The organism is Sphingomonas sp. NPDC079357 (assembly GCF_044901155.1).
Lineage (GTDB): Bacteria > Pseudomonadota > Alphaproteobacteria > Sphingomonadales > Sphingomonadaceae > Sphingomonas.
This window is the reverse complement of sequence record NZ_JBJDOM010000010.1, coordinates 77,798-93,984: the sequence shown is the minus strand read 5'-3', so window position 1 is coordinate 93,984 and position 16,187 is coordinate 77,798. Positions and strand designations below refer to the sequence as shown.

The window sequence follows — 16,187 nt, the reverse complement described above, 5'->3', positions numbered from 1 at the left end:
CGGGCCGCGTCCGCATGCCACGCACATGAAGGTCGGCGACCATTATTATTTCGATGCGGTGCGCGGTTACGGGGCGCGGCACCGGGTCAAGCCGGGTATTACCGGTCTGGCGCAGGTGCGCGGGCTGCGCGGCGAGATCCAGACGATCGACCGCGCGAAGCGACGCGTCGAGCTCGATCGCTACTACATCGACAATTGGTCGTTGATGCTCGACCTGCGCATCATGGTCGAGACCGTCGTCAATCTGGCGTTCGACAAGAATGCCTATTGAGCCCGTGCCGGCCGGACGCCGCGCCTTCATCGGCATCGACTTCGACCCGCTCGACACCGACGCGGCGGTCGCGTGGCTCATGCGAATCACTTCTGAAACGCCGTTTCGGTATGTCGTGACGCCGAATGTCGACCATCTCGTCAGGCTGGAGTCGCTGGGCGAGCAGGAGCCGTTGGGGCGCGAATTGTGGCAGGCCTATCGTGGGGCGGCGCTGACCCTGTGCGACAGCCGGGTTCTGGCACGACTCGCACGATACTATGGCATCGCGTTGCCGCTGGCACCGGGCAGCGACCTGACAGTGCGCCTGTTCGCCGAGGTGGCGCAGCCTAGCGATCGGATCGCGATCATCGGTGGAGACGCGGCGTTGCTGGCGGCGTTGCGCGCGCGTTATCCAGGACTCGACCTGATTCAGCATATTCCGCCGATGGGGATGTTGCAGAATCCGACCGCGATCGAGGCAGCGGTGACGTTCGGGCGAGACTCGCGAGCGCGCTTCCTGCTGCTGGCCGTAGGGTCGCCACAGCAGGAGGTGCTAGCGGCGCGGATCGCGCAGGCGGGCGGCGCGTACGGGTGCGCGCTGTGCATCGGCGCGTCGCTCGACTTCATCACCGGGCGGCAACGTCGTGCGCCGCTTGCCGTGCAGCGGCTCGGTCTCGAATGGGCACACCGGCTCGCCTCGCAGCCCGGACGTCTTTGGCGGCGATATCTAATTGACGGGCCGCGCATTTTTCGGCTCGCGCACCGCTGGCACCGGGAGCGGTGAGCCCGCGCTGGACACCGGGGATCGGTGATCCGGGCGCGATCGGGTGGGTGACGGTCGCGCTATACCTGATCGCTGCGGTGACGTGCGCAGCGGCGGCGAGTCGCGAGCAACGCGAGGGACACAGGGGATGGCGGCTCTGGACGGTCATCGCCGTGGCGATGTTCGCGCTTGGCATCAACAAGCAGCTTGATCTGCAATCCTTGTTCACGCAGCTGCTGCGCGATAATGCGCTACGTCACGGCTGGTTTGCCGAGCGCCGCGTGCTTCAGCTTGCGTTCATCGCCGGTGCCGCCGCTTTTGGAATAATATTGGCGACATTGGTGTGGCGCCATTTGTCCGTGCTGCGGCGCAACATGCGATCGGCGGCGTGGGGCGTTTGCTTAATCTATACTTATGTCATCATTCGTGCAGCTTCGTTTCATCATGTCGACCGCTTCATAAGTTCGTCTCTATTTGGCGCCAGGTGGAACTGGATCTTGGAGATCGGCGGGGTCTCGATCGTCGCCAAAGCCGCTGCTGGATCGCTGTTCACCCGCTCGCGCTGACTGCCGGACCGCTACGAAAACCGGCGACAATCCTGCATCCTAGCCGTAGCCGACATTCCGCCGTCCCATCTGCTTCATTCGTCCCAAAACTGGACTGCGTCGTCGATGTTGCGACGCATCCAAACGGCGTAGAAGCATGTTTATCAGGCCGTATCGCTAGGTGTCGCCTTCCCGGCAGTGCAAAATCAGCACAGGGCAAGGAAAGCGGGGTCTCGATAAAAAGATGATGGTTTTCGCGTCGTTAAGGTGCGATACATCGAATCATCAGGTGGCCGGTCAGAACGGTTCATCGCCGCCATCATATCGGCGGGTCGCGTGAGTGGTACGGACGGACGTCAACAGGGTGTAAGGGGAGTTTCAAGCATGAAGAAGATTTTTGCGACCGCCATCGTCGCGGCAGCAGTGGCATCGACGCCGGCAATGGCAGCGACGTTGGTCAATGAGCCGATCTCGCTTTCGCCCACGTCGCCGGGCGTGTGGACCGGTACGTTCGGCAACACGGTAACCACGGCGGACATCAACGCCGCGAAGTTCTACACCGACACCTACCAGTTCGTCGTTCCGACGATGGGCAAGGTCGGCGCCAGCGCCGTTACCCTGACCTTCGACGGCACGCTGACCTTCACCGAGATCCTGCTCAACGGGACCGCGCTGAAGATCAACCAGGTGCTGGACGGCAACAACAACGTCGTCGGCTATTCGGCGATCTCGCCGCTGGGCGGCCTGTCGTCGGCGACCAACCCGCAGAAGCTGTCGATCAAGGGTCAGCTCACGGGCGACGCCGGCACCTACACCGGCAACGTTCGCTTCGAGAGCGCCGTTCCGGAGCCGGGCACCTGGGCGCTGATGATCCTGGGCTTCGGCATCGTGGGTTACGCGATGCGCCGTCGCCCGTCGGTCCGGTTCGCGCAGGCGATCTGATCGCGGCATCGCACCGGCGCTTCCGCGCCGTGGCGGTGACGATCTGAAAAGCGGCGGCGTACCTTCGCAGGTACGTCGCCGTTTTTCTATGGCGCTTGCCGCGCTACGTGAGCTGTCGAATCGACCTGGGCGGTAGGGTAACGTTAGGATGGCGCTGCTATCCCGCCGCTGTGACCGGAGCCTGTCCCCTGACGAAACACCCGATCATCGGTTTCGTGATCCTGTCGCATCGCGATCCCGCACAGCTGCTGCGACTCGTCGGGACCCTGAATCGGCTGTACGACGATCCGCCGATCGCCTGCCATCACGATCACGCACAATGTCCGATCGATGTGAGCGCCTTTCCCGGCAATGTGCGCTTCGTCGAGCCGTCGATCCGAACCGGCTGGGCCAAATGGTCCGTGGTGCGCGGCTTTTTTGCGGCGCTGCGGCTGTTGTACGATCATGCCGCGCCTGACTGGTTCGTCCTGATGAGCGCATCCGACTATCCGATCCGCCGGGCGGAGGCGGTTCGCGACGAGCTGGTGAAACTCGGCGCCGACGCGCTGATCGACTATCGCCAGATCGGCGACACGGCCGACAGCGCCACCGCGCGCTTCGGCCCCCGCAATCCCGAACTGGACCAGTTCGAATCGGACGGCAATCGCCGCCTCAAGCGCAGTCATTATGAGGGCGCGGAAATCTGGTTGCCGATGCTTCGCTTCAACGACGGCGGACGGCGGGTGCGGCCGGGGCGCTTCACGGTGCATTTGCCGTTTGCAACGCCCTTCGGTCCGTTTTCGCGTTCCTTCCCGTGTTTCTATGGCGACCATTGGTTCACCGGCAATGCGCGGGTCGCGCGATTGTTGCTTCATCCAACGCCGCAACATCTGAAGCTGCAACAGCATCTGACGATGCGTAGTTGCCCCGATGAATGTTACTTCCAGACCGTGCTCTGCAATGAACCGGACCTCACGCTGGTGCGTGACAATCGCCGCTACGCGCAGTGGAATGGTGGGGGCGCGCATCCGCAATTGCTGACCGAGGGCGACCTTGGCGCGATATGCGCGTCCAATGGTCATTTCGCGCGCAAATTCGCGCACGGCGCGCCGGTGCTCGACCGGATCGACGCCATGCTGTTCGACTGAGTTGCTCCGCGCCGCGATGGGACGATGGCGCCAGTTGCTCGGTTGGCCGCCGCCGCGCCGCGCTTCGGTGCCGGCGGGGATGCGCGTCTATGCGGTGGGAGACGTCCACGGCCGCGCCGACCTTCTGCAGCCACTGCTGGGCTGGATCTCAGAAGATCATGCCAAGCGCGGCGGTGCGGCGACGCTGCATATCGTCTTTATCGGTGACCTGATCGATCGTGGAGCCGGGTCCGCCAAGGTGATCGACCTGCTGACCACCGGGGATCGCAGCGGCGCGCAATATCACGTTCTTAGCGGCAATCACGAGGAAATGCTGCTCGCGATCCTGGCGGGGGAAAGCGACGGGGTGGTGGGCTGGCTCGATCATGGTGGCGCCGAAACGCTGGAGAGTTACGGCGTCGATCCGGCGCGCTTCTGGGACGATCCAGAGGCACTGCCGCGCGTCCTTCGCTCGGCGATCCCGTCGCGCCACCTAGCGTTCCTTCGCGCGATGCTGGATCAGGTACGGATCGGCGACTATCTGTTCGTGCATGCCGGCATCCGCCCCGGCGTGCCGATCGAGGAGCAGGCGGCGCGGGACCTGCGCTGGATTCGCAAGGACTTCCTGACCAGCACCGTCGATCACGGGGTGGTGGTGGTGCATGGGCACACGATCGTGCCCAAGGTCGAGTACCGTCACAATCGCATCGCGATCGACACCGGCGCCTATCGCACCGGGCGCCTGACAGCGCTCGGGCTGGAGCGCGAGGCGCGCTGGACGCTGACCAGCCGGCTCGACCGGGCGTGACGGGTGCTTTTCTCACGGGCCATTCGCGCCTAGCGCGGCGCGCATGATCATCTTCGTTCTCGCGCGCGCAGACAATGGCGTCATCGGCATCGACGGCCGACTGCCGTGGCGGCTGCCGCAGGATCTCAGGCGGTTCAAGACGCTGACGATGGGCACGCCGATGGTAATGGGGCGCAAGACCTTCGAGAGCTTTCCCGCACCCTTACCGGGGCGGCGGCACATCGTATTAACGCGCGATCGCGGTTGGTCCGCCGGCGGGGCCGAGGTGGCGCACGACGTCGAGGGAGCGTTGGCGCTCGCTGGCGAGGGCGACGTGACGGTCGTCGGGGGCGCGGAAATCTTTGCGTTGCTGCTCGACCGTGCCGACCGGATCGAACTGACCGAGGTGCATTGCGCACCCGAGGGCGATACGGTGGTGCCGGCCTTCACCGGCTGGCGCGAGGTGGCGCGCGTCGCGCATCCGGCGGACGGCGAGCGCCCGGGCTATGATTTCGTGACGCTGGTACGGTGACGGTGCAGGCGCTAAGGGCGGCCGATGCAGCGGCTTGACGGCGGCGCGGCGGTGCCTGACGCCCTGGCGGGCGCGATCGTTGCGCTGGGCAATTTCGATGGTTTTCACCTGGGGCATCAGGCGGTCGTCGCGCGGGCGGTCGATCGCGCGCGCGCGGAGGGGCGGCCGGCGCTGGTCGCGACCTTCGATCCGCATCCGGTCCGCCACTTCCGCCCCGACGCCGAACCGTTCCGGCTGACGACGCTCGACCAGCGTGCGCGACTGTTCGCCGGGGCGGGGGCGGACGGCATGGTGGTTTTCCACTTCGACGCCGCGCTCGCCGCGCTGCCCGCCGACGTCTTCATCGCCGAGCGGTTGATCGGGGCGTTGCGGATCGGGGGCGTGGTGACCGGCGAGGATTTCACCTTTGGCCACGCCAAGAGCGGCAACATCGCGACGCTGCGCGCAGCGGGCGAGCGTGCGGGCTTTTCGGTCGATACGGTCGGCGCGGTGCTGCTTGATGGCGAGCCGGTGTCGTCGACGCGCATCCGTGCGGCGCTGAAGGGTGGCGATCCCCGCGGTGCGGCACGGTTGCTGACGCGGCCGTTCGCGATCGAGGGTGTCGTCCAGCACGGCGACAAGCTGGGGCGGACGATCGGCTATCCGACCGCGAACCTTGATATGGGGCCGTATCTGCGACCGGCGTACGGGATTTATGCGGTGCGGGGACGGCTTTCGGACGGCCGTGTGCTCAAAGGCGCAGCGAATTTGGGCGTTCGGCCCACGTTCGACCCGCCCAAGGAGCTGCTGGAGCCGTATTTCTTCGACTTCTCCGATGACCTGTACGGTCAGGTGATCGAGGTCGAGCTGATCGAGTGGCTGCGTGCCGAGGCGAAGTTCGACAGCCTCGACGCGCTGGTCACACAGATGGACCTGGACTGCGCCCGCGCGCGCGAGTTGCTGGCGGACTGACCCGCCGTTAAGGCTAATAGACACATGGCCGACGTATCCGACACCCCGCGCGACTGGCGCGACACCGTATTCCTGCCGCAGACCGGCTTTCCGATGAAGGCCGGGCTGGCGCAGAAGGAACCCGCGATCCTCGACCGCTGGAAGCGGATCGGGCTGTACCAGCAGCTGCGCGAGCAGCGGCTGGGGCGCGAGCGGTTCATCCTCCACGACGGCCCGCCCTACGCGAACGGCGACATCCACATGGGTCACGCCATGAACAAGGTGCTGAAGGACGTGATCGTCCGCAGCCGCTCGCTGATGGGCTATGACGCGCCCTACGTGCCGGGCTGGGACTGCCACGGCCTGCCGATCGAGTGGAAGGTCGAGGAAGCGTACCGCGCCAAGAAGCTCGACAAGGATCAGGTGCCGGTCGCGCAGTTCCGCGCCGAATGCCGCGCCTATGCCGAGAAGTGGGTGGCGGTGCAGCGCGACGAGTTCGAGCGGCTGGGCGTGATGGGTGATTGGGACGATCCCTATCTGACCATGAAGTTCGCGGCCGAAGCGACGATCGCGGGCGAGCTGCTCAAGTTCGCCGAGAGTGGCCAGCTGTATCGCGGTGCGAAGCCGGTGATGTGGAGCCCCGTCGAGAAGACCGCGCTGGCCGAGGCCGAGGTCGAGTATGAGGACGTCGTCTCGACGCAGATCGACGTCGGCTTCGAGGTGCTCGACTGCCCCGAATATCCGGGGCTGGCCGGCACGCTGGCGGTGATCTGGACGACCACGCCGTGGACGATCCCGGTCAATCAGGCGCTCGCCTACGGATCGGCGATCGATTACCTGCAGTTCGAGCATGACGGGCGGCGCTATCTGGTCGCCGAGCCGCTGATGCCGGCCTTCACCAAGCGCACCGGCATCCCGATGGGCAAGATCATCGCGCTCATCAAGGGCCCGGTGCTGGAAGGCGCGACCGCGCGCCACCCGATGCACCAGCTCGGCGGCTTCTTCGCGACGCCGCGTCCGTTCCTCGAGGGCGAGTTCGTCACCACCGACGCTGGGACCGGGCTCGTCCATATGGCGCCCGACCATGGCGAGGACGACTTCCTGCTGTGCAAGGCGCACGGGATCGAGCCGGTGTTCGCGGTCGACGGCGCGGGGATGTATCGCGCTGACTGGGCGTGGCTCGGCGGGCAGGGCAGCGTCATCAACAAGAAGTTCGTCAGCGCCGAGGGGCCGATCTGTTCGGACCTGCGCGCGGCGGGCGGGCTGCTGGCGGCGAGCGACGATTTCGCGCACAGCTATCCGCATTCGTGGCGGTCGAAGGCGAAGGTGATCTTCCGCGCGACCCCGCAATGGTTCATTCCGATGGACGATAAGCCCTCTCCCCTGCGGGGAGAGGGTTTGGGTGAGGGGTTGGAGCCTCGCAGAGAAACCGGTCTCGGTGAGACTCCGGCCCCTCACCCAACCCTCTCCCCGCAGGGGAGAGGGTTTGACGGCAACGCCGCCACCCTCCGCGAACTCGCGCTCGACGCGATCGCCCGTACGCAATGGGTGCCGACCCGCGCCGAGAACCGCATCCGCGCGATGGTCGAGGGGCGCCCGGACTGGGTGATCAGCCGCCAGCGCGCATGGGGCGTGCCGATCGCGCTCTACGTGCATCGCCAGAGCGGGCAGTATCTCAACGATCCGGCCGTCAACGCGCGGATCATCGCCGCCTTCCGCCAGAGCGGGGCGGACGCGTGGTTCACCGCCGACCATCAGGCGCTGCTCGGCGACACATATGATCTCGCCGATTACGAGCCGGTCAACGACATCCTCGACGTGTGGTTCGACTCGGGCTCGACGCACGCGTTCGTCGTCGAGGCGCGCTATGGCGAGGGCACGCGCGCGAACCTGTATGTCGAGGGCTCGGACCAGCATCGCGGCTGGTTCCAGTCGTCGCTGCTGGAAAGCTGCGGCACGCGCGGGCGCGCGCCGTACGACGCGGTGCTGACGCATGGCTTCGCGCTCGACGGGCAGGGGCGCAAGATGTCCAAGTCGCTCGGCAATGTCGTCGATCCGCTCAAGGTGATCGGCGAATCGGGCGCGGACATCCTGCGGCTGTGGGCGGTGTCGACCGATTATTTCGACGACGTGCGGATCGGTAAGGAAGTGCTGGCGACCTCCTCGGACGCCTATCGCAAGCTGCGCAACACCTTCCGCTACCTGCTCGGCGCGCTCGACGGCTTCACCGATGACGAGCGGGTGCCGGTCGCCGAGATGCCGGAGCTGGAGCGCTATATGCTCCACCTGCTCCACGCGCTCGACCGCGAGCTGAAGGACGCGGCGACCGGCTATGAGTTCAACCGGTACGTCCGGCGGCTGACCGACTTCTGCAACGAGGATCTGTCGGCGTTCTTCTTCGACGTGCGCAAGGACTCGCTCTATTGCGATGCGCCGGGTGACGTGAAGCGCCGTGCCTATCGCACGATGCTCGACGTGCTGTTCCATGCCTTGGTGCGCTACGCCGCGCCGGTGCTGGTCTTCACCGCCGAGGAAGTGTGGCAGGCGCGCTTCCCGGCCGACGACAGTTCGGTGCACTTCCTCGAATGGCCGACACTGCCCGACGAGGCCGGTGAGGATGTTGCACCGCGCTGGCTGAAGGTCCGCGCGCTGCGCGAGCGCGTGACCGAGGCGATCGAGCCGCTGCGCCGCGAGAAGACGATCCGCTCCAGCCTGGAGGCGGAAGTGACCGTTCCCGAACTGCCGCTGCCGGCCGACGCTTTGGCGGAGCTGTTCATCGTCGCCAAGGTGGGCGAGGCGGCGACCGTCGACGTTGCGCGCACCGACTACCACAAGTGCGGACGCTGCTGGCGGCATTTGCCGGAGGTGACCAGCGACGGTGACCTTTGCGCGCGCTGTGCCGATGTGACGGGAACGGCAGCGTGATCCCGCGTGCGGGATTGCTGCTGGCCGGCTTGGTGTTTGCGGTCGACCAGTTCGTCAAATGGCTGGTCACCGGGCCGCTGCGGATCGATTTTCTCGGCGCCTATCGTACGTTGCTGCCGATCTTCGACCTTCGCTTCACCAAGAACGAGGGCGTGTCGCTTGGGATGCTGCGCGCCGAGACCGACACGACGCGCTGGCTGCTGGTCGCGTTCACCGCCGCGATCGCGATCGCGGTGGCGGTGTGGATGTTCCGCGAGCGCAAGCGCGCCGACCAGCTCGCGCTCGGGCTGGTGCTGGGCGGCGCGCTCGGCAATATCGTCGACCGCGTGCGGCTGGGCTATGTCGTCGATTTCGCCGATCTGCACTTCGGCGAGTGGCGGCCGTTCCTGGTCTTCAACGTCGCCGATGCCGCGATCACGGTCGGCGTGCTGATTCTGCTGGTGCGCGCGCTCCTGATCCGCGAGAAGCGCGACGATGTTTCGGAGAATGTCCATGCGTAAGTCTGTGGTGGTGGTGGCCGGGATGGCGGCGCTGGGGCTGCTCGCCGGCTGCGGCAAGCGCGGCTACGACCGCGCCCGCCCCGACGAGTTCGCGGTGGCGCGGCAGGCGCCGCTGATTATCCCGCCCGATTTCGCGCTGGTGCCGCCGCAGCCGGGCGCCGCGCGCACGCAGGGCAACAACCCGCAGGCGCAGGCAATCGAGGCGCTGTTCGGCGGCCCGGCGGCGCGCAGCGCTGGCGAGGCGGGCGTGGTCGAGCAGGCCGGCGGGGCGAGCGCGTCGACGCCGGGCATCCGCTCGGGCGTCGGTGATCCAGCGACCAACGTCATCGACAAGGGGCAGACCACCAGCGACATCGTCGCCGCGCCGCAGGGCGACGGGCAGGATGCACGCGCGGCGGCTGGCGGGACGGCGGCTCCGGCGCAGCCGACGCCGGCGCAGCCCACGCCGCAGCAGTAAGCTCCCCGTCGCTCCTGCGAAGGCAGAGGCCCATGTCTGTTTCGTCCTATCGGGCCATCTGACACAAGCGCGTTGCGCCGTGTGTCAGATGGCTCGGTTGCATTCGGCAGACATGGGTCCCTGCCTGCGCAGGGATGACGGTGGCTCTGTCCGAGCCGCGCCGTCCGGATCAGGTTCGGGGCGACGGCTCGACTGGCCGCTCCGCGCCCGGCCAACTCCGCACATAGATGTCGCGCTGTGCGAACGGCATGCCGATGCCGGCGTCGCGGAACATCGTCCACAAGCGGTTGAGCACATCCGACCGGACATTGCCGACGCCGCTCTCCGGATCGCTGATCCATGCGAGGATCTCATGCTCCGCGCCATCGGTGCCGAAGCCGGTCAACCACACGTTCGGCTTGGGCGAGTCGAGCACACGCGGCGATTCGCGAGCGGCGCGGAGCATTAGCGCCTGCGCCGCCTGCAGATCGCAGTCATACGGCACGCGCACCGGGATGCGGACGCGGACGTTGCGGTCGGAATAGGACCAGTTCTCGACCTCGCGGGTCATCAGATCCTCGTTCGGGATCAGATGCTCCTTGCCGTCGCGGGTGACCACCGACACCGCGCGGACGCCGATCTTGTTCACCCAGCCGAAGCTGGTGCCGACCGCGATCACGTCGCCGGGCTTGATCGAGCGGTCGAGCAGCAGGATGATCCCGGCGATCAGGTTACCGATCGTCTTTTGCATCCCGAAGCCGACCGCGAGCCCGAACGCGCCGGAGAAGACGGCGAAGGCGGTTAGGTCGATCCCGAGCAGGTCGATCCCGAACAGGAAGGCGAACACGACAACCGCGATCCCGGCGATCTTCTGCGCCAGCACCTTCTGCGTCGGATCGAGCGCGCGGGCGTGCGCGATGGTGTGCGCAGTCAAGCGGTTGGCGACACGTACCGCCGCCATCAGCGCGACGACGATGACCAGCACCTCGATCAGCGAGAGCAGTGACAGCCGGCGGCTGCCGACCCGCACGCCGATCGCGTCCAGCGTGGTGGTGAGCGGCTCCAGCCCGCCGACCGCATGACTGAAGATCGCGGTGAACACGACCAGCTCGACGATATAGGCGGCCCAGCGCGGGATACCGACGCCGCGCATCAGCTGGTGCGCGGTGAGCGTCCCCGCCGCCGCCATCGCGAAGCCGATTGCGGCGGCGGGCAACGGCCCCCACGGCCACACGGCGTAGATCAGCGCGAGCAGCAGCGCGGCGCTGCCGTGTCGGATGATCGTCGCGATGCGCGGGCCGAGCCCCTCGACATGCGCCCCGACGCGCGCGCGCCACCAGGCGGCGGTACGGGCGCCGACGATTCGCTGCGCCATTACGCCCAGCGCCAGCGCCGCAATCACCAGCGCACCGGCCGCCGCCAGCTCGATCAGGTCGGCCTGCGCCGGCACCATCTCGAGCAGGGCGCCGACATCGGTCACGCCTGCGCCGCGCGCCACGCCGCCAGCCCGCGTTCGAGGTCGGCGATCAGGTCGTCGGGGTCTTCGAGCCCGATCTGCAACCGCACCAGCGGCCCGGCGAAGGCGGGGGTGGTGGCGGTACGGTGGCGCTGCGGGTCGATCGGCACCGCGAGGCTCTCGAACCCGCCCCAGCTATAGCCGATCCCGAAAAGGTCGAGCGTGTCGATGAACGCGGTACGCGCCGCATCGTCACCGCCCGCCAAAACGAACGCGAACAGCCCCGCGGCGCCCCTGAAGTCGCGCCGCCACAGGTCGTGACCGGGACAGGAGGCGAGCGCAGGATGCAGGACACGCGCGACTTCGGGACGGGCCGCCAGCCATTCGGCGATGCGCAGCGCGCTCGCCTCGTGCCGGTCTAGTCGCACGCCCATGGTGCGCAGGCCGCGGCTGGCGAGATAAGCGTCGTCGGCGCTCACCACCTGCCCAAGCTGGAAGCTGGTGTCGCGCAACGCCGCGAAGCAGCCCGGCCCGGCGGTGACCGAGCCCATCATCACGTCGGAATGGCCGCCGATATATTTGGTGCAGGCGAGGATGGAATAATCGACACCCCGTTCGATGACCGGGAACAGCAGGGGTGTCGCCCAGGTGTTGTCGATAACGGTCGCGACCCCGCGCGCCTTTGCGGCGGCGACGATCGCGGGCACGTCCTGCACCTCGAAGGTCAGGCTGCCGGGACTTTCCATGAAGATCACGCGCGTGCGCTCGCCGATCAGGTCGGCGATGCCTCCGCCGATCAGCGGGTCATAATAGCGCGTCGTCACCCCCATCCGGGCGAGCAGCTTGTCGGCGAGCGCGCGCGTCGGGTCATAGGCGCTGTCGACCAGCAGTAGCTCGTCGCCGGGCGACAACAGCGTTAGCAGGCACGCCGAAACCGCCGCGACGCCCGACGGGTAGAGGAACGTGCCCTCCGCGCCCGGCTCCAGCTCGGTCAGCGCGTCGGCGAGGCTCCATTGCGTCGGCGTGCCGCGGCGACCGTAGAACAGCCGGTGGTGGGTGTCGCGGGCGCCGGTCGCGCGCAGATGCGCGACATCGTCGTAAAGGATCGTCGAGGCGCGCCATACCGGCGTGTTGACCACGCCAGCGGTCCACTCCTTGCGCCGTCCGCCAGTGACCAGCCGGGTTGCCGGTCGAATGTCATCACGCGCGCTCATGCGTCCCCCGTCGCCTTGGGCGTGGCAGGATCGCCGCCCCATTCGGTCCAACTGCCGTCATAGACCGCCGCCTCGCGGCCAAGCAGGTGCGCGCCGAACGCGAGCACGCTGGCGGTGATCCCGGAGCCGCAGGTCATCGCCAGCGGGCGGTCGAGATCGACCCCCGCGGCGGTGAAGGCGGCGGCGAGCGCGTCGCCCTGTTTCCACGTTCCGTCGGCGTTGAAAAGCTGCGGATAGGGCAGGTTTCGCGATCCCGGGATGTGGCCGGGCGCGACGCCGGGGCGCGGATCGGGCTCCGCGCCGGTGAAGCGCGCCGCCGACCGCGCGTCGACGATCTGTGCGCTGCCGTCCTGCTGGAGCGCGCGCATCGCGGCGAGATCGAGCAGGCCGATCCCCGAAGTGGGCACGTCGATCGTGGTCGACACTGGCGTCAATGCACCCTGCGTCAACGGACGCTCCTCCACCCTCCACTTCGCCAGACCGCCGTCGAGGAGCGCGACATCGGTGAATCCAAACGCGCGCAGCATCACCCAGGCGCGTGCTGCGGTGCGGTGCGGCGCGTCGTCATAGAGCACAATCCGAGCGTCGCGCCGCAGCCCGAGCCGCGCTGCCAGATTTGCGAAATGCGCTGGCGCCGGCATCGTGGAGGGGAGCGGCGCACCCGGTTCGGCGAAGGCGGCGAGGTCCATGAAGGTCGCGCCGGGGATGTGCGCCGCGTTGAATTCGGCGGCGGCGTCGCGCGGCGGCTCGCCGGGCAAGCCTATGTGATAGCTGGCATCAAGGATGCGCAGCCCCGGTGTCTCGATGTTTGCGGAGAGCCATTCGGTGGAGACGAGAGCGGTCATGCCCCTCTCCATAGCGCCAGCGCGCCGGCTTGGAACAGGTCGCAATTACCCACGCTGCGCCTTATGTGCGCACGCATGACCCCGATGCATCTTGGCCAGTCCAGCACGTTGCCCGCTTCCCCGGACGAAGCGGTGCTCGATTACGTTCCTAATCCGCGCCCGGCGCAGACCTATCTGGTGCGCTTCACGCAGCCCGAATTCACCTCGCTCTGCCCGGTGACCGGCCAGCCCGACTTCGCGCACCTCGTGATCGACTATGCGCCGGGCGAGACGATCGTCGAATCCAAGTCGCTGAAGCTGTTCCTCGGCTCGTTCCGCAACCACGCGGCCTTCCACGAGGATTGCACGGTCGGGATCGGCGAGCGGCTGTTCCGCGAGATGCAGCCGCAATGGCTGCGGATCGGCGGCTATTGGTATCCGCGCGGCGGAATGCCGATCGACGTCTTCTGGCAATCGGGGGCTGCACCGGCGGGGTTGTGGCTCCCCGATCAGGGCGTCGCACCCTATCGCGGTCGCGGCTGATTGATCGCGATCAGTCCGTTGGGCTATGCTGCAATGCAGAATTCCAGCAACCTTTCGTCTGAATAACGGTTCACCATTTCGAACACGCGCGCATTGGGCGCCGTATCCATCGGCAGAGGCAAGGGGATGAAGCAGTCGACCGGAGCGCTGAACGTCGGGCACATTGCGCTGATCGGTAATTTCCTGCCGCGAAAGTGCGGGATCGCGACCTTCACGACCGATACCTATCAGGCATTGCGGGCCCGCTTTCCGGACATGCAGGTCGACGTCTATGCGATGGACGACCATCCCGGTCGCTACGGTTATCCCGAGGCGGTGGTCGGTACGATCCCGCAGCACGACCGTGACGCCTATGTCGCCACCGCGCGCGCGATCGAGAACAGCGGCGCCCAGGTGCTGTGGCTTCAACATGAATATGGCATTTTCGGCGGTGAGGCGGGCGGGCACATCCTCGCATTGCTTGACCGCGTGTCGCTGCCGCTGATCGTCACGCTTCATACCGTTCTCGAAAAGCCGAGCGCCGCCGAGCGGACCGTGCTCGAGGGACTGTTGCGCCGCGCCGCGAAGGTGATCGTGATGGCCGAGCGCGGGCGCGAGATCCTTGAGCGCGTCTATGGCGCCAACCCGAAGCAGATCGCGACCATCCCGCACGGCGTCCCCGACCGCCCGTTCGCGGACCCGGACACGTTCAAGGCGCGGTTCGGCTGGGACGGTCGCCGCGTGATCCTGACCTTCGGGCTGCTCGCGCCCGGCAAGGGCATCGAGACGATCATCGAGGCGATGCCTTCGGTGGTAGAGCGTCATCCCGAGGCGATGTATGTCGTGCTGGGTGCCACGCACCCCAATCTCGTCGCGCATGAAGGCGAGAAGTATCGCGATTCGCTCAAGGCGCGTGCCGAGGAACTGGGCGTCGGCGCGAACGTCGCGTTCATCGACGCGTTCGTCGACCATGACGATCTGATCGACTATCTACAGGCGGCGGACATCTATGCCACCCCCTATCTGAACCCCGCACAGATCACGAGTGGGACGCTCAGCTATGCGGTCGGCGTCGGCAAGGCGGTGGTCTCCACCCCCTACGTCCATGCCACCGAAATCCTTGCCGATGGACACGGCGTACTGGTCGATTTCCGCGACCCGGCCGCGTTCGCACGCGAGATCAACGACCTGCTCGGCAGCGCGCGCAATCTCGCGCGGCTGTCGGCCCGGGCTTATGCGCGGGGCAGGACGATGATCTGGCCGCGCGTGGTGGAGAAGGCAATGGATGAACTGACGGCCAGTCTGTCGACACGGACGCAACGGCTTCCTCATCCCGGCAAGGCCGACAAACAGGTGTTGGCTCCCGACATCTCGGCCGTCGAGCGAATGAGCGATGCCACGGGGATGCTCCAGCATTCGATCTTCTCGGTGCCGGATCGCCGCCACGGCTACTGCATCGACGACAATGCGCGTGCGCTGATGCTGATGAGCGCAGTCGAGGACCTCGACGCTGACACACGCGACAAGTGGACGACGATCTATGCATCGTTCGTGCAGTTTGCGTGGAATCCGGAGGCGCGGCGTTTCCGCAACTTCATGAACTTCGACCGGACATGGTGCGAGGACGTCGGGTCGGAGGATTCGAATGGTCGCGCGCTCTGGGCGCTGGGCGTCACTGCGCGTGACGCGCACGAGCCCAAGCATCGCGATTGGGCGACGGCGATGTTCGACAATACCGCCAGCCTGGCGCTCGACCTCGGCAGCCCGCGTGCGCAGGCCTTCGCGATGCTCGGCGCGGCGGCGATGCTGGAGGCATCTCCCGGGCATGAAATGGCACTGCAGATCCTGCGGCGCTTTCCCGACGAGCATCTCGCCTTACTCGACGCGGCGCGGCGACCGGAATGGTGCTGGTTCGAGATCGTGCTGGCTTATGACAATGCGCGGCTGCCCGAGGCAATGCTGCGCGCCGGGCTGGCGCTCAACCGCGCCGATCTGATCGCGTGCGGGCTCGATACGCTCGACTGGATCGTCGCGCGCCAGACCGCGCCGGAGGGGCATTTCCGCGCGGTCGGGTCGGAGAGCTTCGGGCGCGTCTATGCCGATCCGCTGCCGTTCGATCAGCAGCCGCTTGAGGCTCAAGCGACGATCGACGCCTGTGCCGCCGCCTTCGACGCCACCGGCGATTCGCGTTGGTATGCCGAGGCGAAACGGGCATACGACTGGTACTTGGGGGTCAATGATCTGGACCTGCCGCTGGCGACGCAGCGTGACGGTGGCTGTTTCGACGGGCTGATGCCGACCGGCCTCAACCGTAATCAGGGTGCCGAGTCGATCCTAGCGTTACAAATGGCGTCCTGCGCGATTTCGGGGCTTTCAAAGCGCGTCGGAAAAGTGGCAGGGACGATGCGCGTCTCCGCCTGACGGCGACGACGCGCACGTTCGACGTCCCTAAAGA

The 16,187-nt window shown here is 66.9% G+C and carries 16 protein-coding genes; 13 read left to right on the top strand and 3 right to left on the bottom strand.

From position 1 onward, the window contains the following. The 11 genes from ACI2JO_RS18795 to ACI2JO_RS18745 form a co-directional block, all read left to right on the top strand. The coding region (locus tag ACI2JO_RS18795; protein ID WP_404722132.1) for a sugar transferase at window positions 1-271 on the top strand (271 nt) is incomplete at its 5' end. Next, window positions 261-1,034, top strand: a complete 774-nt coding sequence (locus ACI2JO_RS18790; protein ID WP_404722131.1) for a WecB/TagA/CpsF family glycosyltransferase — start codon at window positions 261-263, stop codon at window positions 1,032-1,034. The genes ACI2JO_RS18795 and ACI2JO_RS18790, both read left to right, overlap by 11 nt. Before the next feature lie 152 nt (window positions 1,035-1,186). Continuing rightward, the gene (locus tag ACI2JO_RS18785; RefSeq protein WP_404722130.1) at window positions 1,187-1,579 is read left to right on the top strand and encodes a hypothetical protein; all 393 of its coding nucleotides are present in this window, start codon (window positions 1,187-1,189) and stop codon (window positions 1,577-1,579) included. Between the two features lie 363 nt (window positions 1,580-1,942). After that, window positions 1,943-2,500, top strand: a complete 558-nt coding sequence (locus ACI2JO_RS18780) for an FxDxF family PEP-CTERM protein (protein WP_404722129.1) — start codon at window positions 1,943-1,945, stop codon at window positions 2,498-2,500. A 215-nt stretch (window positions 2,501-2,715) separates the two neighbouring features. Beyond that, on the top strand, window positions 2,716-3,627 hold the full coding sequence (locus ACI2JO_RS18775) for a beta-1,6-N-acetylglucosaminyltransferase (protein ID WP_404722128.1): 912 nt from the start codon (window positions 2,716-2,718) through the stop codon (window positions 3,625-3,627). Between the two features lie 16 nt (window positions 3,628-3,643). Next, a complete protein-coding gene (locus ACI2JO_RS18770) occupies window positions 3,644-4,414 on the top strand; it encodes a metallophosphoesterase (RefSeq protein ID WP_404722127.1) in 771 nt (256 codons plus the stop codon). Window positions 4,415-4,457: 43 nt separating this feature from the next. Beyond that, a complete protein-coding gene (locus tag ACI2JO_RS18765) occupies window positions 4,458-4,925 on the top strand; it encodes a dihydrofolate reductase (protein ID WP_404722126.1) in 468 nt (155 codons plus the stop codon). Window positions 4,926-4,949: 24 nt separating this feature from the next. After that, window positions 4,950-5,876 (top strand): bifunctional riboflavin kinase/FAD synthetase, encoded by a 927-nt coding sequence (locus ACI2JO_RS18760; protein ID WP_404722125.1) that lies wholly within the window; start codon window positions 4,950-4,952, stop codon window positions 5,874-5,876. Window positions 5,877-5,900: 24 nt separating this feature from the next. Further along, entirely contained in the window at window positions 5,901-8,780 is a 2,880-nt protein-coding gene (gene ileS, locus ACI2JO_RS18755; protein ID WP_404722124.1) for an isoleucine--tRNA ligase, read from the top strand. Continuing rightward, window positions 8,777-9,280: a signal peptidase II gene (lspA, locus tag ACI2JO_RS18750; RefSeq protein WP_404722123.1), complete on the top strand. Its 504-nt coding sequence runs from the start codon at window positions 8,777-8,779 to the stop codon at window positions 9,278-9,280. The genes ileS and lspA overlap by 4 nt, the downstream gene beginning before the upstream one ends. Then, the gene (locus ACI2JO_RS18745; RefSeq protein ID WP_404722122.1) at window positions 9,273-9,737 is read left to right on the top strand and encodes a DUF3035 domain-containing protein; all 465 of its coding nucleotides are present in this window, start codon (window positions 9,273-9,275) and stop codon (window positions 9,735-9,737) included. Before lspA ends, ACI2JO_RS18745 begins: the two co-directional genes overlap by 8 nt. Before the next feature lie 169 nt (window positions 9,738-9,906). Here ACI2JO_RS18745 and ACI2JO_RS18740 read toward each other — a convergent pair whose 3' ends face one another. From ACI2JO_RS18740 to ACI2JO_RS18730, 3 genes are read right to left on the bottom strand one after another with little or no spacing between them, the layout of a single operon-like run. After that, complete coding sequence (locus tag ACI2JO_RS18740; RefSeq protein WP_404722121.1) at window positions 9,907-11,196, bottom strand: mechanosensitive ion channel family protein; 1,290 nt, start codon at window positions 11,194-11,196, stop codon at window positions 9,907-9,909. Continuing rightward, entirely contained in the window at window positions 11,193-12,386 is a 1,194-nt protein-coding gene (gene metC, locus ACI2JO_RS18735; RefSeq protein ID WP_404722120.1) for a cystathionine beta-lyase, read from the bottom strand. Before metC ends, ACI2JO_RS18740 begins: the two co-directional genes overlap by 4 nt. Further along, entirely contained in the window at window positions 12,383-13,231 is an 849-nt protein-coding gene (locus ACI2JO_RS18730; protein WP_404722119.1) for a sulfurtransferase, read from the bottom strand. The genes metC and ACI2JO_RS18730 overlap by 4 nt, the downstream gene beginning before the upstream one ends. A gap of 75 nt (window positions 13,232-13,306) precedes the next feature. On the opposite strand from ACI2JO_RS18730, the gene queF reads away from it, so the two are divergent. Next, window positions 13,307-13,753, top strand: coding sequence for a preQ(1) synthase (gene queF, locus ACI2JO_RS18725; RefSeq protein WP_404722118.1), 447 nt, complete (start codon window positions 13,307-13,309; stop codon window positions 13,751-13,753). Between the two features lie 126 nt (window positions 13,754-13,879). After that, window positions 13,880-16,153 carry a glycosyltransferase gene (locus ACI2JO_RS18720; RefSeq protein ID WP_404722117.1) on the top strand — a complete coding sequence of 758 codons (2,274 nt, stop codon included), beginning with the start codon at window positions 13,880-13,882 and terminating at the stop codon, window positions 16,151-16,153. Window positions 16,154-16,187: the final 34 nt, after the last annotated feature.